This window comes from Methylobacter tundripaludum, from assembly GCF_002934365.1.
Lineage (GTDB): Bacteria > Pseudomonadota > Gammaproteobacteria > Methylococcales > Methylomonadaceae > Methylobacter_A > Methylobacter_A tundripaludum_A.
Genome location: NZ_PTIY01000009.1, coordinates 22,549 through 43,221, shown reverse-complemented (window position 1 = coordinate 43,221; position 20,673 = coordinate 22,549). Strand labels below are relative to the sequence as shown.

Genomic DNA, 20,673 nt, shown 5'->3' with positions numbered 1-20,673 from the left:
GTTTATTCCAGGTTTAAATTTTTACGCTCGTGGATCACGAAATACAGGTTCCGAAGATAAATAAACAGACCGCTAAGTTGCCCCACGATAAAAACCGGGTCCTGCCGGTAAACCGCGTAAGCCAGCAGGGTAACGCCGCCGCCGATGCTGAAATACCAGAAAGCGATAGGAAAGACGCTTTTTTTCTCGCGCTCGCTCTTCAGCCATTGCACTATAAACCGAGCGGAAAACAGCGCCTGTCCCAGAAAACCTATCACAAGCCACACGCCATCTTTATCTAAGTTCACTCACTTGCCTCCGGTAATTTTGCCCGCCTCTGCAGCCATATCACGCCTAATATGTCGGCAATTCCTACCCAAAGCCGGTCTAAGGTACCGTATTTCGAATAGCCATGCACCCTGACTCTGTGCCGAACCGGCTCGGAAATAACTTGTCCACCCGCCCTTAAAACCAGTGCAGGCAAGAAGCGGTGCATATGATCAAAATACGGTAAAGTCAGAAACTTATCTCTTAAAAACACCTTTAATCCGCAACCGGTATCCGGCGTATTATCCCCTAACAGGCGGGAACGAACGGCATTAGCCACTTTCGATGAAAAAAGCCGCCAGGCGGAATCATGACGTCTATTTCTCCACCCGGCCACCATCCATAAATTGCTGTTGATTTTTCTTTGTTGCATCAATATCTCATGCAACCGGGGAATATCAGCCGGATCATTTTGTCCGTCACCATCCAGCGTTGCGATGCAAGAATAGTTTGCCGCCTTTACTCCGGTATGAATGGCCGCGCTTTGCCCGCAGCTTTGTTGGTGTCGAATCACTCTCAGAACTTTGATATGTTGTTGCGTCTGCCTTAAAACTGTCGCAGTGCCGTCATTACTGCCGTCATCGACATAGATGATTTCATAGGCTTCAGCCTGATTCATTGCTGTAACAATCTCTTCAATTAAAGAAACGATATTATCAGCTTCATTATAAACAGGAACAACAATCGAGATCTTCACAGCTCCCCCTTTTAAATGCCCATAAAAAAAGGCCACATCCTAGGAATGCAGCCCTTTTTATTTCCATATGCGTAACGCGAGTTACCTCATAATGAAGTAATCGATTAACGTTTCGAGTACTGTGGACGCTTTCTGGCTTTGTGTAAACCGACTTTTTTACGCTCAACAATACGTGAATCGCGGGTAACATAACCGGCTTTTCTAAGTGCTGGACGCAAAGCTTCATCGTATGCCATCAGCGCACGCGTCAGACCGTGACGGATAGCGCCAGCCTGACCTGACGGACCGCCGCCTTTAACGATCACGTTAATATCGAATTTACCTTCCATGTCAACACAACCCAGCGGTTGGCGAGAAACCATCTGGTCAGTTTTGCGACCAAAATATTCTTCGAGAGTTTTTGTGTTAATAGTGATTTTTCCGGTACCTGACCTTGCGTAAACGCGTGCTATTGCACATTTACGACGACCTGTTCCGTAGTACTGAGCTGCTGCTACCATGATCTACCCGCTTATAATTCTAATACTTGTGGCTGTTGAGCCTGATGATCGTGTTCAGGACCTGCATAAACTTTCAATTTCTTGAACATTGCACGACCCAGCGGATTATTAGGCAACATACCTTTAACTGCTGTAGTAAGAATACGATCAGGGAAAGTTTTTCTTAATTTACCCAAGGTAACGGTTTTGAGATTACCGATATAACCTGTGTGGCGCTGATACAATTTATCTTGTTCTTTATTGCCGGTAACGCCTATCTTCTCTGCATTCACTACAATAATGTAATCACCGGTATCAACATGCGGTGTGTATTCTGGTTTATGTTTACCGCGAAGACGAAGCGCAATTTCAGAAGCAAGACGACCAAGCGTCTTTCCTTCTGCATCGACCACGTACCAATCACGCTTAACTTCTGCTGGCTTTGCACTAAATGTTTTCATCGTTGCTTAGGCTTTCTGTTAAAGGCTCAATATAAAGAGCGAAATTTTACTAAGGATTACCATATCTTTCAAGTTTATTTATGATTTATATTCAAGGGCGATGCTTTATATTTATAATTTTATATTCAACGAATGTAATTTGCGATAAAGATGTGTCCGTTCCATGCCTACTGCGGTCGATAATTTTGCCACACTGCCGCCGGTTCTTTCAAAATGATATTCCAGATAGGACTTCTCAAAATGATCCCTGGCCTCTTTTAACGGTAAATTAAAAAACTCAGGCACTGTTTGAGATGTACCGGTGTCGCTCATGACCGACCCTAACGCCGCCTTCACCTCATCCAACTCTATATCTTCCCCGGCACCCAAAATCATCAAGCGCTGCACCAGGTTTTTCAATTCCCGAACGTTGCCACGCCAGCTGTAGTTGCGCAAAAAGTTTTGCGCCGCCATCGAAAATTTCCGAAAAGACAATCGATCCTGACTGACGAAATAATCGACATAAAAACTCAGTAACGCCGGCACATCTTCACTGTGCTCCCGAAGCGGTTGAATATCCAGCGAGACCTCATTCAGCAGATAATACAAGTCCTGCCGAAACCGTCCGGCCTTGACCTCCTCATCCAGAGCGATCCGGGTTGAGGCCACCACACGGACATCGACGCGAACCGCCTCGCTGCCGCCGACCCGCAAAAACGAACTTGATTCCAAAGCGCCAAGCAATCTCAGTTGGGTTTCCTTATCCATGCCGCCGATTTCACCTAAAAACAGCGTTCCCTTATGCGCCCTTTCCAATAAGCCCGGGTAAATCTTGCCCCCATCCTCTTTGCCGAAAAATTCGACCGCCGAATTTTCCGGCGATATGCTGCCTACCGCCACGTCGACAAAGGGACCGTCCCGATGCGCGCTATTATTGTGCAGGTATCGCGCGTACATTTCCTTGCCAACACCCGCCTCACCGGAAAATAACACCCTGGCGTCATGCTGAGCCAAGCGCTTTAATTGATCCTTGATTCGCGCAACGGTTGCGCTCTTGCCGACCGGTTCAATATCGGCGGCCAGCTGCTGCTTAAGCCCTGCATTTTCTATTTGCAGACTGCTGGCTTCCAAAGCCCTTTCCACGATCAATAATAATTTTGCCAGAGACAACGGCTTCTCAAGAAAATCATAAGCCCCCAACCGGGTGGCCTCGACAGCCGCTTCAACGGAACCGTGTCCCGACATCATCACCACAGGACAAAGCAGGGCTTTTTCGGCCACCCATTCTTTCAACAAGGTAATGCCATCGGTATCCGGCATCCAAATATCAAGCAGGATCAAATCGGGAGCATTGGATTTTTTTAATTCCCGTGCTGCACCGGCATTTTCTGCGGTAGCAACCTGATAGCCCTCATCTTCAAGAATTTCGCAGACCAAGCGGCGAATGTCAGGCTCATCATCTACAACCAATATACGTGGTATGTGTGCATTCATAACTTTACGACATCTCAAAAATTACACGCCGGAAACTGGATAATAAATCCAGCTCCCACTTTACGGCTGGTGTCGACCCATATCGCACCGCCATGTTCTTCTATTATTTTTTTGACTATCGCCAATCCCAAGCCGGTTCCCTTGGCCTTGGTGGTTACATAAGGTTCGAAGATTTGCTCGATTTGCTCGTCTTTAATGCCCGGCCCGTCATCGTAAAGCGCTATTTCGATAAAATCGGTATTATTTTTCTGCACCCGGTGCAGGCTTATTTCAATCACGCCATTAGCATCTATCGCTTCCAGCGCATTTTTTATCAAGTTGTGCAGCACTTGCCTGATACTAACCGGATCCCCCTTAATCATCAACAAACCGGTATCATAATCGGCTTTAAATTTGACCCCCGACTTTAGCGCATAAAGCGCCAACACTTCCTGAACCAATGCGGGCAAATCGATATCCACGGTCTGTTTCTTGGACGGCTTGGCGTATTCCGAAAAATCATCGACCATTTCCTTCATCGCCTCAACCTGCTGCACGATGATGGTGGTTGAGCGCTGCAACATACCCGCGTCAACGTCGTTCAGCTTGTCAGCCAGCTTGTGCTGCAAGCGTTCCGCCGATAACTGTATCGGTGTTAACGGATTCTTGATTTCATGAGCCAGCCTTCTCGCCACTTCCCCCCAGGCTGCGTTTTTTTGCGCCTGGATCAGGTCGGTTACATCGTCAAAAACCACCACCGCCCCGACCCGGTAACCTTCCTGGGAAAACAGCGGCGTGCCTCGGCACAGCAATTCCTGCCGGCCATTAGGGCCTAAAAAGGCGATCCGCTGCTGCCATATATCGTCGGCTTGCTCCAATAAGCGCTGAATCGATTTTAACGGCTCGGCCAATTCTGCATAACCCTGAACCAATTCCAGCAAAGTCCGCCCGACAAACTGATTCACATGAATATGGAAAATCCTGTACGCCGCCTGATTCGCCGTGCGTATCTTATGCCCCGCATCAAAGCTGATCACGCCGGCCGTTAAATTCGCCAATATCGTTTCCAGATAAGCCCGTTGGTTTTCCACCTCAATACCGGCCATCCGGGTTTCATCGCTAGCTCTGGCGATACGGTGCGTCATTTCATTAAAAGACTCCACCAGAAAGCCCAAATCATCCTGGGCAATGACCGGCAGTTCCTGGTCGTAATGCCCTGAAGCCACCGCCTGCGTCCCCTTAACCAGCGCCTTTACCGGCGCGATAATATTACGGATACTGATAAAGGCCACCCAGATAGCCGCCAATAAACTCATCAACAAAACCAGCGACAAGGCCAGGGAGAAACTCAACTTTAATGAGTGCCTTAAAAAATGCATCTCCTGGTAACGCACAAAGGCGAATTCGACCGAGTCGGCCAAATCGGCGATTCTTACCGGCACCGGATATAAAGCCTGCAAATATTGCGGCTCTTTTGACTTAATAGCGACGATAACCCGGATCATCAATTCATCCTCGCGTACCGGCGCCAAGGCGACATATTCCGCATTCTGCCGCAGCTGCAACCAGATATGCTCATCCGGCAAACTCGGCAAAATATCGCTGGGATTGATGCTGCTTGATGCAATAATCCTGCCTTGCCGGGAGAACAGCGTCATCTCGGAGGCCCCGGAAAGTTGACGCAAATTTTCTATTTCCAGCGTCGCCTGGGTTTCCGACGATTCGACCAACTTCCCGGTCAACTGCTGCGTTTGCCGCAAATGCCAGCGCATCCGCTGATCTAACGATGCCTGACTCAACTCCAGCGCATCCTCCATCGCCCGGTCTATTTCGACATTAAACCAGCTATCGATCCCCTGATGCAGAAACTGCATCGAAAAATAAAACACAATAGCCGCAGGAGCCAAAGCCAATACAACAAACAGCGACACCATGCGCGTGGTCAGCCTCGACCCCGCCTCGCGTTTTTTTAACTGCCGCGCCAGAGAATAAATATTGGCCCCAACCAGTCCCAACAACACCACCGAACCCAGCGCGTTGACCAACAGCAGCCATGAATACATCGCGCTCAGTTCTGAAGATTCCTGCGTTGCCGAACTCATCAGCTGCAGCAACAGCAAAATCAGGCCAAACAGCGCTAATATGGATAGACTGACGGGGGGTTTTATTTTGTCAAAGGCCATAATGTCCAATCACTGGATAAGTACCATTGAGGGTTAGCATAGGCGACCGGGCGGAGCGGTAAAGGCAGAGCGTCCCGGTCCAGCGTTACTTTTATGCCTACCGCATAGCGCTTTCCCGACTCATAAAACGCCTTATCCATTACGCGAAAATCACGTATCGTTGACATCAGATCAAGCGCCGCAGACAGCGTGGAAAAATTATATATCTCCCCGCCGCCCTCATTCCTGACCCGGTACATATTCAATAAGGCGTGATACTGAATGCGGTAACGTATAGCGGACTTACTCAGCGTCTTGTCCCAAAAAAAATCGCGATGCTGTTGCGTCTTGACATGTATATCCCAATACAAAGGCACACCGTTTTGCAACGCCTCCTTTGCCCGTGGACTAAGCTGATAATCTATATCCGCAGCCAACACATAGCTATCGCCTTGCAAAGCAATCTCGGCATTTTTCACCACCACGCCGAACCCTTCAACTCGGCTCAGGACAGGCACTTCGGATGTGCTCGGTACAGGCGTGTCGGCATGACCTAAAGCAGGCGGCAGCCAGACCAAAAAACAATACAGCAATAAAGACTTATTGTTTGCCGATGCGCGCATAATAAAACCCGTCCATTGCCGATTCACCGGTAAAAATCTGCCGCCCGCATGCTCCGGCGCTCCCCCAGTCTGCCTCTATAGGCGACTCGACCGCATCGTTGCGCCCGGCTAGAAAAGCTTGGACCTGTTGCTCGTTTTCCTGCTTCAAAATGGAGCAGGTCGCATAGAGCAATAACCCGCCGGGCGCTAATAGCGGCCAGACGGCTTGCAGGATGGATTTTTGCAAAACCTGCAATTGCCCAATATCCTCGGCTCTGCGCAATAATTTAATGTCGGGATGACGGCGAATAACGCCCAAGGCCGAACACGGCGCGTCCAGTAAAATCCGGTCGAACAGCTGGCCGTCCCACCACTCTTCGGGCTTTGCCGCATCGCCGACGACCAGTTTGGCTTGCAGGTTTAAACGCTGCAAATTTTCGCTGACCCGCTGCATTCTGGCCCCGTCTATATCGACAGCAACCAACTCTTTCAGCTGAAGTTGAGTTTCAAGAATGTGCGCCGCTTTTCCACCCGGCGCGGCGCACACATCGAGCACCCGTTGTCCCGGCCGCACATCCAGCAATCCGGCCGCCAGTTGCGCGGCGGCATCCTGGACGGAAACCAGCCCGTCGGCAAAGCCGGGCAGCAACTCCACAGGCGCCGGCTTGTCCAGCCTGATCGCCGACGGACAAAAGCTGACGGCTTGGGCCGCTATATCCTGCCCGGTTAGTCGTTGCAGATAACTTTCGCGGCTGGTTTTCGCCAGATTGACCCGCAACACCATCGGCGGTTGCCGGTTGTTTTCCAAGAAAATATTTAACGCCTGCTCCGGCCAATCCCGCTCAATTTGCTTGATCAGCCAATCGGGATGACTCAGCGCTGCGGCCTGGAATTTATCAGCCTTATGTTCAAGTCCTTCCTGCTCGCGCAGATAGGTTCTGAGCACCGCATTGATCAGCGACTTGGCCCACGGTTTTTTGCGCGCGGCCAAAACCGTTTCGGACACTGCCGCATGGGGCTTTACCCGCATGAATTTAAGCTGGTACAAACCCACCAAAGCCAGCGCCTTAACGTCGGCATCTTTTAGCGGTTTATCCAGTAATTGACTTAAAATAAAGTCCAGCCGGTGAAATTGCCTGCAAACGCCATAGCACAGCGCTTGAATGAAAGCCCGGTCTTTACCTGATTCTATGACCGGAAAGGCATTATCCAAGGCGGCGGTTAAGGACTGTCCGTCCTGCAAAACACGGGACAATACCCGGGCCGCGGCTAATCGTGTATTCACCGGGTGTTCAACCTAACTGTACTCCGTTAACGTCGTGAGCGCTCAAAAAAGCCTGGACGGGCATGCGTTTTCCGCCCGGCAACTGCACTTCCAATAACCTTAAAAAGCCGAAGCCGGTCGCCACGTCCATCTGTTTATCGGCACAACGCACAGTGCCGGGTTCCATCTGTACGGACGAATCATCCGCTTCCGCCGCCCGCCAGATGCGCAACACATTGCCTTGACAAAGCGTCTGCGCGACAGGCCACGGATTCAAGCCTCTTACTTTTCGCGCTATATCCGCAGCAGGTTGGGTCCAGTCGATAGCCGCTTCGCTTTTTTCCAGTTTTTCGGCATAGGTCACCAGCGCCTCGTCCTGCGGCTCGGGATGAACGGTTCCGGCCTCTATCTGCGCCAGCACTTTAGACAGTCCGGTTGCGCCCAACGCAGCCAATTTGTCATGCAAATCGCCGGCCGTATCGGCCAGGCCGATTTCGCATTCTTCCTTATGCAGCATATCGCCGGCATCGAGTTTGCGCACGATCTGCATGATGGTCACGCCGGTCTTTTGATCACCGGCCATCAATGCCCGCTGAATCGGCGCGGCTCCGCGCCAGCGCGGCAACAATGACGCATGCACATTGATGCAGCCCAGCTTGGGCGCATCCAGAACGTCTTGCGTTAAAATCACGCCGTAAGCGACCACGACCATCAAATCGGCATTCAATGCACGAATCTGCTGCAAGTCCTCGGCGGTCTTCATCGTAAGCGGCTGATAAACAGGGATTCCGGCAGTTACCGCCAGTTCCTTAACCGGACTTGGCTGCAACTTGCGGCCCCGGCCCGCCGGACGGTCGGGCTGGGTGTAAACGGCGCAAACCTCGTGCTCGGAGTCCAGCAACGCTTGCAAGCAAGGCACGGCGAACTCAGGCGTTCCGGCAAAAATAATCCTCATACTCAACCCACTTCCTTTTTATGAATTTTTTCCAATTTTTTCTTAATCCGCTGCCGTTTTAACGGCGAAATATAATCAACAAACAGTTTTCCGTCCAAATGATCCAACTCGTGCTGAACGCATACGGCCAGCAAATCCCTGGCGCTTAATTCAAAAGACTTTCCTTCCTTGTCGAGCGCTTTCACGATGATATGTTCTGCCCTGTTCACCTTTTCAAAAAAACCGGGTACCGAAAGACAGCCCTCTTCGGACTCCTTAACCCCGTCTTTTTCAATAATCTCAGGATTGATTAAACATAACGGACTGTCCTTTTCCTCGCTGACATCAATGACGACTATCCTCTGATGCACGTTGACCTGCGTTGCGGCCAATCCTACGCCATGCGATTCGTACATGGTTTCAAGCATATCATCGACCAATTTTTTGACGTTATCATCGACCGTTTTTACGATTGCCGCCTTCTTCCGCAACCGTTCATCCGGAAACTCGAGAATAGATAGAATACTCAACAAACTCTCCACTATAATAATTGAATACTGGAATTCTATCTGAATTCCTCTAAACTTTGAATTCACATAGCATAAAAAGACTCCTCAGGACCCCAAATGGCTTTTCGAACACTCACAGGATTGGTCGCTTCTCTGCTCATCAGCTTAAGCGTGTGGGCCGATGACCAATCCGCCTGGAGCGGATTGGCACGCAATGCGCCCACAGGGACACCGGCATGGACAGCCCGTGATGAAATACAAGTAAACCCGTCCCACCCCGACCAATATACCGTCGTCAAAGGCGATACATTATGGGAACTGTCCGGTAAGTTTTTAAAGCATCCTTGGCAATGGCCTGAGTTGTGGAGCCGCAATTCCCAGATTAAAAATCCTAACCTTATTTATCCCGGCGACACGCTTTATTTTTCGATGGTCGACGGCAAACCGCAGCTCAGTCTTTCCAGAAGCGAGCTGCCCCAGACCCAAGCCGTCTCCAATTCTCCCTGCGTGCTTCGGGAAGAAGACTATAAATACGGACGTAAAGACTTCGCCGTCGCCGAAGATGGCAAGTTACTGCCCTGCATCCGGGAAACCAATCTAAAACAAGCAATCCGGTTAATTCCTGTCGAAACCATAGCAAGTTACCTGTCATCGCCCAAAGTAGTCGGTGAAGATGAACTGACCAATGCGCCCTATATTGTCGCCTTTGCCGGCGAGCATATCATTGCGGGAACCGGCGACCATGTTTACGTCCGTTCGATAACCGACTCGAAAAACCCGGCACACACCATTTACCGGCCGGGAAAAACTTATATCGACCCGGGAAGCGGGGAAATCCTAGGCTATGAAGCGCAATATATCGCCGACAGCTTATTGCAACAAACCGGCGACCCTGCAACCTTGGCCGTAACCAAAGCAGCCGGAGAAATTCGCACCGGCGACCGGACCATGCCCAATACCGAGGAAGATATTGCGTTAAATTATTTTCCCCGTCCGCCTGAGCAAAGTGTAAAAGGCAGCATTATCAGTGTACTGGGCGGCGTTTCCCAAATCGGCCGGTATAGTGTGGTCGTCATAAACAAAGGCGCCGCAGACGGCCTTTTAGTCGGACACGAGTTGGATATTTATAAAAGCGGCAAGGTTGTCAGAGATTTTTACAGCCCGACTAAAAGCGATACCGTTACCCTTCCCGATGAAGTCGCCGGCACGCTGATGGTTTTCCGCCCGTTTGAGCGCGTCAGTTACGCCCTGGTCATGAAAGCGACCCAGGCCCTTCATGTCTTAGACAAAGTCCAAACCCCCTGAACATTACCTCACAACAAACCGGCCTAGACATAAAATACTGGCTTGCGCTATTGCGCACGCCCGGAATCGGTTGCCGAACATTCCTCCGCTTGCTCGAAAGTCATACGCCCGCACAATTATTTGCGGAATCGTCATCCGCACTGAGCGCCTTGGGCCTGAAAAGCGACATCGTCAATGCGCTCAGGAACCCTGACTGGTCTCGTATCGACTACGACCTGAACTGGCTGAATCAAGACAACAACAGCGCAATCACCCTCGACGACGCGGACTATCCGCCGCTGTTAAAGGAAATCGCCGACCCTCCGCCTATTCTGTTCGTGCGCGGCAACCCTGAATTGCTATCGCTGCCGCAGATTGCAATCGTAGGCAGCCGCAACCCTTCGACTTCAGGCCTGGACATCGCCTTTAACTTTGCCAAAATCCTGAGCCGATACGGTTTTGTAATTACCAGCGGACTCGCTTTAGGCATTGATGCAGCCGGCCATCAGGGCGCATTAAAGGCTAACGGCTATACGGTTGCGGTAGCCGGAACCGGGCTGGATCGTGTCTACCCTGCCTGTCATAAGGACTTGGCCACCGAAATCGTCAATACCGGAGCGATAATTTCGGAATTCCCGCCCGGCACGACCGCCAAAGCCAACCATTTTCCCCGACGCAACCGCATTATCAGCGGCCTGTGCCAAGGCTTGCTGGTGGTTGAAGCCGCCAAACAAAGCGGCTCGCTAATTACGGCCCGGATGGCGCTCGAACAAAACCGCGAAGTGTTTGCGATACCCGGCTCCATTCATAACCCGCTGGCCCGCGGTTGCAACGCGTTAATCCGCGAAGGGGCAAAACTTGTCGAAACAACCCAAGATATTCTTGAAGAACTAAATCAATATAATCAACAGGATGAAAAATTCACCCCACCGACGATGCAATCAACACTTGACCTGGAGCAACAAACATTATTGAATCTTGTCATGTTTAGCCCAACTTCTATCGATACTCTGGTTGAAAACGCCAACGAATCCGTCGAAGTTATTTCGTCAATGTTACTGATTTTGGAACTGCAAGGTTACATAGAGGCAACCCCCGGCGGCTGCTATACTCGAATCAAATAACCAACCAAGAGCCCATGAAAGAAAATATTTTTGATGTCCTGATGTATTTATTCGAAAACTATATGGAAGATGAAATTGAAATACTTCCAGACAGTGATGTCGTCAGAACGGAATTGCTGGAAGCAGGCTTTGAACAAATCGAAGTCAATAAAGCTTTCGACTGGCTGGAGTCGCTTAGCCTGCAACGGGCGATAAAAGCATCCGCCTCGCCAGCATTCCGCATTTTCTGCACTCAGGAAAAGGCCAGACTGGATCTTGAATGCCGCAACTTGCTTATATTTCTTGAGAACAGCGGCATCCTGAACTCAGCCAACCGGGAAATTGTCATCGACCGGGCCATGGCGCTGGAAAATGAAGAAATATCGATGGAAAAGCTAAAATGGATAGTGCTGATGGTATTGCTCAGCCAACCGGATGAGGAAATCGCCTTCTCCAGAATGGAAGATATAGTCTATGACCTTATCCCAACTTATTTGCATTAAAAAATAGGCGAAAGGCGAAGGGCTAAAGGCAAAAAAACGTACACTTTCGCCTTTAGCCCTTCGCCCTTCGTCTTTAGCCCTTCGCCTTTCATCCTTTTAAATAAATGAGTAAAAATCTCGTCATCGTAGAATCGCCTGCAAAAGCCAAAACCATAGAAAAATACTTAGGCAAAGATTTTCAGGTTCTGGCCTCATATGGACATGTGCGCGACCTGATCCCCAAAGAAGGCGCTGTCGACCCGGATCATGACTTCGCAATGAAATACGAAGTCATCGACCGCAACCAAAAACACGTACAAGCCATCAGCAAAGCCCTTAAAGCCTCGGACGCCTTATATCTGGCGACCGACCCTGATAGAGAAGGGGAAGCGATTTCCTGGCATTTGCTTGAATTATTGAAAGAAAAAAAACTGCTCAAAGACAAGCCGGTGTACCGGGTTGTGTTCCATGAAATCACCAAAAAAGCCGTCACCGAAGCCATCGCCAACCCGGAGGAAGTTGCGATCAATTTGGTCAATGCTCAACAGGCGCGCCGTGCTTTGGATTATCTGGTCGGCTTTAACCTGTCGCCGCTGTTATGGAAAAAAATCCGCCGCGGCTTGTCGGCAGGCCGCGTACAAAGCCCCGCTTTGCGTATGATCGTCGAGCGCGAGCTTGAAATCGAAGCCTTTAAATCCCGCGAATACTGGACTATCGATGCAGCATTAACCGCGCAGGATCAAGCCTTTAAAGCCAAACTGACCCAGTTTGACGGCGAAAAAGTCACGCAATTCAGCATCACCAATGAAGAGCTGGCGGAAAAAACCAAGCAAACCTTATTGGATGCTGCGGACGGCCAATTAATGGTCGCCAAGCTGGAGAAGAAACAGCAAAAACGCAACCCTGCCCCGCCGTTCATCACCTCGACGCTGCAACAGGAGGCCTCGCGCAAACTGGGCTTTACCACCAAGCGCACGATGATCGTTGCCCAGCAACTGTATGAAGGCATCGATATAGGCGGCGAAACCGCCGGCTTGATCACCTATATGCGTACCGACTCGGTCAACCTGTCGGTAGACGCCGTCGAGGAAATCCGCGCGCTAATTGCCGAAAACTACGGCGCCGAGAATGTGCCGAAAGAACCTCGAGTCTTTAAGACCAAATCGAAAAACGCCCAGGAAGCGCACGAAGCGATACGCCCGACTTATCCAAGGTACTTGCCGAGCCAGCTAAAAGCGCACCTGAGCATCGAACAGTTCAAGCTCTACGAACTGATCTGGAAGCGCACGATCGCTTGCCAGATGATTCATGCGACGCTGAACATGGTCGCCGTCGACTTGACCTGCGGCGACGGCAAACACGTATTCAGGGCGACCGGCTCCACAATCGCCCATCCCGGCTTCATGACCGCCTATCTGGAAGGCAAAGACGACAGCAACGAGAGCGACGACAAGGAAAGCTTCCTGCCGCCGATGGAAGAAGGCCGCCCGGTCCAGCTTAACGACATCAATGCCGCACAGCACTTCACCGAGCCGCCGCCACGCTACGGCGAAGCCAGCCTGGTAAAATCCCTTGAAGAACACGGTATCGGACGTCCATCAACCTATGCGTCGATTATTTCGACCCTGCAAAACCGCGAATACGTGACTCTGGACGGCAAACGCTTCTACCCGACCGATGTCGGCCGAATCGTCAACAAATTCCTGACCGAGCATTTCACCAAATACGTCGATTACGATTTTACCGCCAACCTGGAAGACGAACTGGATGCTGTGTCGCGGGGAGAAAAAGACTGGATACCGTTAATGCGCGATTTCTGGCAACCTTTCACCACGCTGATTCAGGAAAAAGAAGAAAGCGTCCAGCGCAAGGATGTCACCCAGGAGGCCATCGACGAAAAATGCCCCGATTGCGGCAGCCCGCTGTCGATCCGTTTAGGCCGGAACGGCCGGTTTATCGGCTGCACCAACTATCCCGAGTGCTCTTATACCCGCAACCTGAACGACGATGGCGGCGCCGGCGACGAGCCCGAAGTCGTGGAAGGCCGCGTCTGCCCTAAATGCGAATCGCCTTTAGTGATCAAGACCGGACGCTACGGCAAATTTATCGGTTGCAGCGGCTATCCCAAATGCAAACATATCGAGCCTTTGGAAAAACCGACAGACACCGGCGTCGAGTGCCCGCAATGCAAGAAAGGCAACATCCTCAAGCGCAAGTCCCGGAACAACAAGATATTCTATTCCTGCTCGGAATACCCGAAATGCGATTACGCATTATGGAACGCGCCGATCAAAGAAAGCTGCCCGGAATGCGCGTGGCCTATATTAACCGTCAAGGAAACCAAACGGCGCGGCGTGGAAAAGGTTTGTCCGCAAAAAGACTGCAAATACGCAACGCCGTATGAAGGCGATCCGGCGGATGTACTGGGGCCTAAGTAGCGTCGGCATTCGGCTCACTCGGCTGGTTCCCAATCTCCAGAGGCTGTGAAAGCATTAAGAATTTGGAGTGCAAACCTAGGTTTGCAATCCAGAAATTATCTAAAAAAATCAATAACTTGAAAAAAGTTTTTTAAACCGGCTTTTACAATACTTTCACAGTCTCTCCAGATTGGGAACTGCTAATGGCGAAGCTCCAGCTTCGCGAAACGGAAACGAACCCACTTAGCCCAAACTGTTCGGAGCAAAAATGGAGTCGCTGCTGGACGGACTCAACGAGGCACTGATCGCATGAACACACAACAAGACATCCGCTGGAAACAACGCTACGAAAATCTGCAATCGGCTTATCAAAGGCTACAGCACGCCGTACAGGCCAACGCGCAAACTCCCAACAATGACTTGATCCAAATGGCGCTGATCAAGGCGTTTGAAATGACCTTTGAGCTGTCATGGAAAACCATGAAGGACTACCTCAAGTACAACGGCATCGACGTGAAGCTGCCGCGGGAAGTCATCAAACAGGCTTTTGCCAACGACATCATCATCGACGGCCAGCTGTGGATAGACATGCTTGAAGACCGCAACCTGATGGCCCACACTTACGACGAGTCCCGCGCGCTCAAAGCGGTAAGCCATATTTGCCAGCGTTATATGGGAGGGCTGGAGCAACTTCATCAATACCTGCTCGCAAGGCTGGCTTGATGTTCGGTTTAAGCGCGGAGACTCTGGCGGCTATTCAGGCTTGCTTGCAGCGATATCCGGAAATTGTTTGGGTCAAGATTTACGGCTCTCGCGCCAAAGGCAATTATGAACGAGGCTCCGACATCGACCTGGCCTTCAGCAGCCCTACCGACTGCTCGGCGGACTTGCTCGAAGCACTGGACAACCTGCCCACCCCTTACCTGTTTGACGTAACGCATTACGAAAGCCTGAAACATGAAGACTTAAAGGCGCATATTGATCGCGTCGGGGTAGTGATTTATCGGCGCGGCGAATTGAATGAGGCACTGATGGCGTGATGAATAAGTTCAAAGCAAAAGCAACTTAGCCCCGGTAAACTAAAAAATGCCCTACCACTCCCTGTTCAAAATAAAAAACGCCGTCCGCCATCTCAAAGCCGGAGCAGTGATCGCTTACCCCACGGAAGCCGTCTACGGCTTAGGCTGCGACCCGCTCAACGAAGCGGCGGTCATGGCCCTGCTCGACATCAAACAACGCCCGATAGAGAAAGGCCTGATACTGATCGCCTCATCCCTGGAGCAACTGCGGCCCTACCTCGTCTTAAACCAAACCATCATCGACCGCATAACCCCCACTTGGCCCGGCCCTGTGACCTGGGTTATTCCGGCCCAGCCCTGGGTTCCGAAATGGCTTAAAGGCGAACATAAATCCCTGGCCGTCAGAGTAACCAATCACCCTGTGGCCCGAGACTTGTGCGCCCAATTCGGCAGCCCGCTGGTATCCACCAGCGCCAACCCGACGACCCGGCCCGCCATCAAAGAATCGAGAAAGTTGCTAAAAACCTTTGCCGATGCCGATGCCGATATTTTTATCGTTCACGGCAAAGTCGGCGAGCTGGCACAGGAAACCGCTATTTACGATGCGATGAGCGGGACGCGGTTGCGTTGATTCGACAGACGCAATCGCTCGGAGTTTTACATCGCTCCTGAGTTGGAGTGATAAAGCAATAAACTCAGCGACTTGCTTGTTGCAATGCTTTGTTAGCCGCCAATTCTTCAAGGCGCTCAGCTAACCATACTTTTATGATGGACTGACGCGTCACACCGATCCGGTCGGCTTCTTTATCTAAGGATTCGATCATCCAAGCGGGAAAGTCAACATTCACACGCTTCTGATCGTGCATAGTTCTCTTTGCTTTGGATAAGTCCAAAGCATCCAGAATATCGCCACCCTCATCAAATTTTTTATCGAATTCATCAGCTTTCATATAAGACTACCTCTTCTTTTCGTGACCGGCGAACGGACACAATTCTTATGCAATCATTTCGGTATGTAATCACGCCAGACCAATGTTTTCCGGTAATCATGCCAATAACCAAGAAACGTGGTTCATCTGCTGTTTTTGCCGGGATCTCAAGCAAATCAGCATCATCCCAAAGCTGCTGAGCATCCACAAAATCAATACCATGCTTTTCAAGATTTGAGTGACTCTTGTTTTCATCAAATTCAAATTTAATCATGGTATAGAAAATATACCAAAGTAGGTCATATAACAAGCTTGCTGTTGTCTGTGAGGATAATACCATCATAGACAAACACTACATCCTGTTTCCATACACGATACGTGAAAACTAGGAAATATACGGCCCAAGAAAACGCACACCGTTAAAATGAATAAGATGCGACGGTGCGTCCGCCACCCACACTTCGGTTTCCCATGCGATTTCGCTAAGATAACGACCCATGATCGTCCTATTGGGAAAAGCGGTCACATAGACAAGTCCAGCAGTTGATCCGGCGAACAGCTGCGCCAGCTCCGCATGACGCTTGCCATCAACCGGCCCGTGACTTGTGACAGACTCCACCAGTAATAACCAATTTTTCTCGACGAAGTGGAATACCACATCAGGCATCTTGCCGTGTGAATCGACATCAACACCCAACTCGGCCAGCAAGACCGCATCGAAGTATCCCCACTTGTCGCCAGTGTCACCGGCATAGATCAACACACTACCGGGCGCAAAGCGCGGGGCAAAGTCTTCCACGATGGCGCGGATCAGCTCACTATGCACACCCGGACTGAGGGTAATTTCCTTACCCGGTGCAACCTGCATCGGGATGCGGTTTTGCTCGCGCTCCATTGCGTACTTTGCCGCCAGCGTCTGGTTCAAAGATAGGTAAGTCGCCAGATTGTCGTGCCATTGGGCTGTGCCAAAACTACGCAATAGCGTCAGTACAGCGGGGGCGACCTGATAAACAGCCTTTGGACTATTCACCGGTCGATCCGGCTTGTCAGGATTATAGAGAGAGATCCCAGCATCAACGAACTGGTGCATTGTCTGGCGTCGAAACGTCTCTCGTGAGTTTGGGGCATAATCCTTGCCGTAATGCTCACGCGACCAATCCATGATTGGAGTGATACCGACAAGCGGATTTTCAGCCTGCACCCACGACTTGCCGGGAACCAGATTCAGCATTGCCAGCAGACACAACGCAGATCGTTCGTTCTGTTGCGCACGCGGTAAACCAAGAGAAATGAGGATATTATGAGCCTCGCCGATATGCCTGTTATTTTTTGCCGTCATGAGCTCAACTTATCCAATTGCTCATCGATCATGTTCTGCGTAGGCTCGCCGCAGCGCTTTGCCCATTCCCCAAGCGCAATCAGCACCTTCCGACTTGGGTACTTCATCATCTTAAGATCGGTGGCATTAACTTGGGTATGCCCGCTCGAACGGCGGAAGTTTTCATCAACGCCGGTCATGTTGAGGTATACAGCCAAACCACGCGCAAGAGCTTCCGGCAAGCCATGCCTGTTCTCGTGATACACGTTCAGATGGTTCTCTAAACCCAACATTTGGGCATCGCCAAAAGTTGCCGGCTGCACAACGCTGGCAACGATTCGCCGTTTTTCTTCCTTCGATGAAAAACGACGAACCACGCAATAGAAACCATTCGGATACAGCCACTTTTCCGTCTCGGAATTACGCTGGATAGCATTTGGCTTTTTGATGCCAAATTTCGGCCATTCGATATTTTGCCCGGCAAAGTGCGCGGGGTACAACAGCGGCACAGTGTCCGGTTCCGGCATATCACGGAGATACTCTTTCAACCGAAAATCGACAACCGGCCCTGTCGACACCTTGATGCCAACGTCATCCAACGAACAGTGAATTGCATTTGAAAGTTCGATGACGTTGCGCTCTGGCGAAGTCGGTACATGAATAAAACGTTCTGAATCGTCGGGAAACACGATCCGGTCAAATGGATGCGTATGTGTTATGAGGTCAGCGAAACTGTCATCGGTCGATGTAGTCACCGTCACGTCACCTTGCTGCCCATCACGCTCAAGCAACACAATAATATTCTCCTGCAGCACATCATCATCCTTGAATGCCTTGCTACGCGAGCCGAACAGATGTATGCGTCGAATTGCAGCCCGCTCAAGTATAAAGTCGCGAAAAGGCCGGTAATACGGCCCATTGCAGAAGCTACGCGGAATGATCGCAACGATCTGCGCACCCGGCTCCATCATTGCCAGAGCCAAGGCGACAAAAGCGGAATAGAGATTTACTGTCTCAATCCCTACCTGTCGAAGCAATAGGCGGTAGCGGGAATTGCTACTGATTTTTTTATAGGGTGGGTTTAGGATTGCGTGAGTAAATCCATTGCCAAAATCAAATTGTATTCTATTGACAGCCTGCTCAATAAAGTCGTTACCCAATATTTCATAGGCAAGCGGCAGTCTGTTCTTGTAGCTTGAAAGCAAGTCATTTAATTCTTCGTGGATAAGGTTGTCTAGTTCGAAGGCAGTTACTTCTACCTTTCTAAAAGTCAATTCATCAGCAATACACCGCTCAAGAAATGCGCTTGAAAGCGAACCAATGCCGGCACCGGCATCAAGCAAACGACAGTCAAGGCTGTCTTTCGATATAAACAAACCGGCCATAAACTGAGCCGTTCTAGCGGGCGTGAGAAATTGACCGAGTTGCGATTTTCGTTTCGCCTCGGTATTTTTTGACACCCTCAATCTTGTTTGTTCAACCGCTGTTAACAATTATACGACTCCTTTTTACGGCCTAATTCTTCTTGCTCTTCATCAGCTTGATGACTTGATACGCCATCAGTTTGTCCGGGATACATCAAGCCGTTGCTGAACCCGTTGGTTTAACTTATCAACATACTCATCGTCTACTGTAATCCCCAAATCGCTGTCAGACTGATTAATTCCCTGCTGAATTTTTTGCTCTAATTCCTGGTTTATTGAGGGTTGATTTTTAAGTCTTAAAAACTCGACAAAATGCAAAACTTCTAAAGCCAACGGCTCTGGAAAATCCTGTACACCCTGATAAATCTTTTCTGCTGTATTCATGGTGTTAGCCTCAATTTTTAAATATTGACAAGTGGCAAAGCTTAACCATTCACCCTGAACTTGTCGAAGAGTGGAAGGTTAAGCCGTTCATGGTTCGACAAGCTCACCACGAACGGCTTAACCTTAAACTGTCTCCTGTGTTAAGTTGAAAGCTCAAAAGCTGCATGCCACGGCTATCCAATAACTTCCAACCCGCCCATATAAGGCCGCAATGCATCAGGAATATGGATACGTCCTTCTGCATCCTGATAATTTTCCATGACCGCAATCAGCGTTCTGCCCGCCGCCAGACCTGAGCCGTTCAGGGTATGCGCCAGCTCGGGCTTGCCGGTTTCCGGGTTGCGCCAGCGCGCTTGCAGGCGGCGCGCCTGGAAGTCTTTGAAGTTGCTGCATGATGATATTTCCCGATAGGTGTTTTGTCCCGGCAGCCAGACTTCCAGGTCATAGGTTTTGCTTGATGAAAAGCCGGTATCGCCTGCGCATAACAACATCCTGCGGTAAGGCAGGTTGAGTTTTTTCAGCACGGCTTCCGCATGACTGGTTAACTCTTCATGAGCACGGACTGAATCTTCTGGTGCAACGATTTGCACGATTTCGACTTTTTCGAATTGGTGCTGGCGGATCATGCCTCTTACGTCGCGGCCGTAGGCGCCGGCCTCGCTGCGGAAACAGGGGCTGTGGCAGACGAATTTAAGCGGCAGGTCCTTTGCGTCGATAATCACGTCCCTGACGATGTTGGTGACCGGCACTTCGGCGGTCGGAATCAGGTATAAGGCGGGATCATCGCTGGCCTTGAACAGGTCGGCTTCAAACTTCGGCAATTGACCGGTGCCGCGCAAGCTGTCGGCATTGACCAGGAACGGCACGTAGGTTTCGCTGTAACCGTGTTCGGAAGTATGGGTGTCGAGCATCAGCTGGATGATGGCCCGTTGCAAGCGTGCCAGCGGCCCGTTTAATACGACGAATCTTGCACTGGCGATTTTTGCGCCCAGCTCAAAATCCATACCTATCTTTGCCCCTAAATCGACATGGTCTTTGGGTTCGAAATCGAAGCTCGGAATGTCGCCCCAGCGGCTGATTTCGAGATTGTCGTCTTCGCTTTTGCCGTTCGGCACAGATTCATCAAGGATGTTGGGAATGCCTTCCATCAGGGCGGTCATTTTTGCCTGAATGTCGGACAATTCGGTTTCCGCGGCTTTCAGTTCGTCGCCCAGATGCTGAACCTGATCCAACAGCGGCTGCACGTCTTCGCCTTTGGCTTTGGCGATGCCGATGGCTTTCGAGCTGCTGTTGCGTTCGTTCTGTAATTCCTGGGTTTTAACCTGGATGTCTTTGCGCCGGGCTTCCAGCTCGGAGTAATACTCGGGGTTAAAATCGAATGAACGTCTGTTTAGCTGTTCCTTAACAAAATCAAGCTCGGTTCTGAATAAGCGGGGATCTAACATGA

At 50.4% G+C, this 20,673-nt stretch carries 23 protein-coding genes; 7 read left to right on the top strand and 16 right to left on the bottom strand.

Annotated features, from left to right (window positions below):
• Positions 1–2 precede the first annotated feature (2 nt).
• The 10 genes from B0F88_RS11750 to def all read right to left on the bottom strand — a co-directional run bounded on the left by B0F88_RS11750 (position 3) and on the right by def (position 8,887).
• Positions 3–287: a lipid-A-disaccharide synthase N-terminal domain-containing protein gene (locus B0F88_RS11750; protein ID WP_104424128.1), complete on the bottom strand. Its 285-nt coding sequence runs from the start codon at positions 285–287 to the stop codon at positions 3–5.
• Complete coding sequence (locus B0F88_RS11745; RefSeq protein WP_104424252.1) at positions 284–1,003, bottom strand: glycosyltransferase family 2 protein; 720 nt, start codon at positions 1,001–1,003, stop codon at positions 284–286. The genes B0F88_RS11750 and B0F88_RS11745 overlap by 4 nt, the downstream gene beginning before the upstream one ends.
• A 104-nt stretch (positions 1,004–1,107) precedes the next feature.
• Positions 1,108–1,503: a 30S ribosomal protein S9 gene (rpsI, locus tag B0F88_RS11740; RefSeq protein ID WP_104424127.1), complete on the bottom strand. Its 396-nt coding sequence runs from the start codon at positions 1,501–1,503 to the stop codon at positions 1,108–1,110.
• Between the two features lie 11 nt (positions 1,504–1,514).
• Complete coding sequence (gene rplM, locus B0F88_RS11735) at positions 1,515–1,943, bottom strand: 50S ribosomal protein L13 (protein WP_104424126.1); 429 nt, start codon at positions 1,941–1,943, stop codon at positions 1,515–1,517.
• Between the two features lie 111 nt (positions 1,944–2,054).
• Positions 2,055–3,416, bottom strand: a complete 1,362-nt coding sequence (locus B0F88_RS11730; protein WP_104424125.1) for a sigma-54-dependent transcriptional regulator — start codon at positions 3,414–3,416, stop codon at positions 2,055–2,057.
• Between the two features lie 14 nt (positions 3,417–3,430).
• Positions 3,431–5,578, bottom strand: a complete 2,148-nt coding sequence (locus B0F88_RS11725) for a sensor histidine kinase (protein ID WP_104424124.1) — start codon at positions 5,576–5,578, stop codon at positions 3,431–3,433.
• Complete coding sequence (locus B0F88_RS11720; protein WP_104424123.1) at positions 5,560–6,180, bottom strand: DUF4390 domain-containing protein; 621 nt, start codon at positions 6,178–6,180, stop codon at positions 5,560–5,562. The genes B0F88_RS11725 and B0F88_RS11720 overlap by 19 nt, the downstream gene beginning before the upstream one ends.
• A complete protein-coding gene (gene rsmB, locus B0F88_RS11715; protein ID WP_104424122.1) occupies positions 6,158–7,444 on the bottom strand; it encodes a 16S rRNA (cytosine(967)-C(5))-methyltransferase RsmB in 1,287 nt (428 codons plus the stop codon). The genes B0F88_RS11720 and rsmB overlap by 23 nt, the downstream gene beginning before the upstream one ends.
• Before the next feature lie 7 nt (positions 7,445–7,451).
• Positions 7,452–8,378, bottom strand: coding sequence for a methionyl-tRNA formyltransferase (gene fmt, locus B0F88_RS11710; protein WP_104424121.1), 927 nt, complete (start codon positions 8,376–8,378; stop codon positions 7,452–7,454).
• A gap of 2 nt (positions 8,379–8,380) precedes the next feature.
• Positions 8,381–8,887 carry a peptide deformylase gene (def, locus tag B0F88_RS11705; protein WP_104424251.1) on the bottom strand — a complete coding sequence of 169 codons (507 nt, stop codon included), beginning with the start codon at positions 8,885–8,887 and terminating at the stop codon, positions 8,381–8,383.
• A gap of 96 nt (positions 8,888–8,983) precedes the next feature.
• On the opposite strand from def, the gene B0F88_RS11700 reads away from it, so the two are divergent.
• From B0F88_RS11700 to B0F88_RS11670, 7 genes are all read left to right on the top strand, one after another.
• A complete protein-coding gene (locus B0F88_RS11700; RefSeq protein ID WP_104424120.1) occupies positions 8,984–10,171 on the top strand; it encodes a LysM peptidoglycan-binding domain-containing protein in 1,188 nt (395 codons plus the stop codon).
• Positions 10,172–10,221: 50 nt separating this feature from the next.
• Positions 10,222–11,274, top strand: a complete 1,053-nt coding sequence (gene dprA / locus B0F88_RS11695; protein ID WP_104424119.1) for a DNA-processing protein DprA — start codon at positions 10,222–10,224, stop codon at positions 11,272–11,274.
• A 14-nt stretch (positions 11,275–11,288) separates the two neighbouring features.
• The gene (locus tag B0F88_RS11690; RefSeq protein ID WP_104424118.1) at positions 11,289–11,756 is read left to right on the top strand and encodes a DUF494 family protein; all 468 of its coding nucleotides are present in this window, start codon (positions 11,289–11,291) and stop codon (positions 11,754–11,756) included.
• A gap of 104 nt (positions 11,757–11,860) precedes the next feature.
• Positions 11,861–14,173: a type I DNA topoisomerase gene (topA, locus tag B0F88_RS11685; RefSeq protein ID WP_104424117.1), complete on the top strand. Its 2,313-nt coding sequence runs from the start codon at positions 11,861–11,863 to the stop codon at positions 14,171–14,173.
• 288 nt (positions 14,174–14,461) lie between these two features.
• Positions 14,462–14,875, top strand: a complete 414-nt coding sequence (locus B0F88_RS11680; protein WP_104424116.1) for a nucleotidyltransferase substrate binding protein — start codon at positions 14,462–14,464, stop codon at positions 14,873–14,875.
• Positions 14,875–15,192 (top strand): nucleotidyltransferase domain-containing protein, encoded by a 318-nt coding sequence (locus B0F88_RS11675; protein ID WP_104424115.1) that lies wholly within the window; start codon positions 14,875–14,877, stop codon positions 15,190–15,192. The genes B0F88_RS11680 and B0F88_RS11675 overlap by 1 nt, the downstream gene beginning before the upstream one ends.
• A 46-nt stretch (positions 15,193–15,238) precedes the next feature.
• Positions 15,239–15,802, top strand: a complete 564-nt coding sequence (locus tag B0F88_RS11670; protein WP_104424114.1) for an L-threonylcarbamoyladenylate synthase — start codon at positions 15,239–15,241, stop codon at positions 15,800–15,802.
• A 64-nt stretch (positions 15,803–15,866) separates the two neighbouring features.
• On the opposite strand, the gene brnA is transcribed toward B0F88_RS11670, so the two are convergent.
• The 6 genes from brnA to serS form a co-directional block, all read right to left on the bottom strand.
• The gene (brnA, locus tag B0F88_RS11665) at positions 15,867–16,121 is read right to left on the bottom strand and encodes a type II toxin-antitoxin system BrnA family antitoxin (protein WP_104424113.1); all 255 of its coding nucleotides are present in this window, start codon (positions 16,119–16,121) and stop codon (positions 15,867–15,869) included.
• Positions 16,111–16,443, bottom strand: a complete 333-nt coding sequence (locus B0F88_RS11660; RefSeq protein WP_258076644.1) for a BrnT family toxin — start codon at positions 16,441–16,443, stop codon at positions 16,111–16,113. The genes brnA and B0F88_RS11660 overlap by 11 nt, the downstream gene beginning before the upstream one ends.
• A 42-nt stretch (positions 16,444–16,485) precedes the next feature.
• The gene (locus B0F88_RS11655) at positions 16,486–17,439 is read right to left on the bottom strand and encodes a BsuBI/PstI family type II restriction endonuclease (protein WP_104424112.1); all 954 of its coding nucleotides are present in this window, start codon (positions 17,437–17,439) and stop codon (positions 16,486–16,488) included.
• Complete coding sequence (locus B0F88_RS11650) at positions 17,436–18,878, bottom strand: Eco57I restriction-modification methylase domain-containing protein (protein ID WP_258076643.1); 1,443 nt, start codon at positions 18,876–18,878, stop codon at positions 17,436–17,438. Before B0F88_RS11650 ends, B0F88_RS11655 begins: the two co-directional genes overlap by 4 nt.
• 99 nt (positions 18,879–18,977) lie before the next feature.
• Positions 18,978–19,226, bottom strand: coding sequence for a DUF2281 domain-containing protein (locus B0F88_RS11645; RefSeq protein ID WP_104424111.1), 249 nt, complete (start codon positions 19,224–19,226; stop codon positions 18,978–18,980).
• A gap of 173 nt (positions 19,227–19,399) precedes the next feature.
• Positions 19,400–20,671: a serine--tRNA ligase gene (gene serS / locus B0F88_RS11640; protein ID WP_104424110.1), complete on the bottom strand. Its 1,272-nt coding sequence runs from the start codon at positions 20,669–20,671 to the stop codon at positions 19,400–19,402.
• Positions 20,672–20,673 lie beyond the last annotated feature (2 nt).